Annotated in this window: 1 protein-coding gene; it reads left to right on the top strand. The window is 63.3% G+C overall.

Translation table 11 applies throughout. The features are described from left to right. Nucleotides 1–744, top strand: a 744-nt coding sequence (locus EN964_RS36180; protein WP_306663839.1) for a lytic murein transglycosylase, incomplete at both ends; no start/stop codon positions are given.

Here is a 744-nt window from a genome sequence, read left to right as displayed (position 1 = left end):
TTCTTACTGGCTGCCCTTGCCTTCCTCTTCCTTTCCACCCCCGCCTCCGCCGCAAAGATCGACGACCAGTTCCGCGCCTGGCTGCAGAACGACCTCTGGCCGCAGGCCAAGTCACAAGGCATTTCCAAAACCACCTTCGATGCCGCCTTCGACGGCATCAAGCCCAATCTGAAACTGCCCGACCTGGTCAAGCCGGGCGAGAAGGCGACCACGCCGCGGAAACAGCACCAGGCCGAATTCGGTTCGCCCGGCGCCTATTTCGCCGAGAAAACGGTTCGTGCGGTGACGGCGGGCGGGCGGGCGCGCGAAGCCACCAATGCCAGGACACTTGCATCAATCGAAAAGCGCTATGGTGTGCCGGGCGAAGTGCTGCTGGCGATCTGGGGCCGCGAGACCGGATTCGGCGCGGCGAAGGTGCCTTACGACGCCTTCGAAGTGCTGGGCACCAAAGCGTTCATGTCGACCAGGAAGGACTTCTTCCGCACCGAGTTGCTTGCTGCACTCGAGATCGTCGAGCGCGGTCTTGCTCCGGTCGGCGCGATGAAATCGTCGTGGGCCGGAGCGCTCGGCCAGCCGCAATTCATGCCGACCTCGTTCCTGAAACATGCCGTCGATTTCGACGGCGACGGCCGCGCCGACATCTGGAACTCGACGCCGGACGTGCTGGCCTCGATCGCCAATTATCTCGTCCATTACGGTTGGGTAAAGGGCCGCGGCTGGGGTTTCGAGGTGACGGTGCCGGAA

Origin of the sequence: Mesorhizobium sp. M7A.F.Ca.CA.001.10.2.1, assembly GCF_003998575.1 — a bacterium.
Taxonomy (GTDB): Bacteria; Pseudomonadota; Alphaproteobacteria; order Rhizobiales; family Rhizobiaceae; genus Mesorhizobium.
This window is presented reverse-complemented; position numbering and strand designations above follow the sequence as displayed.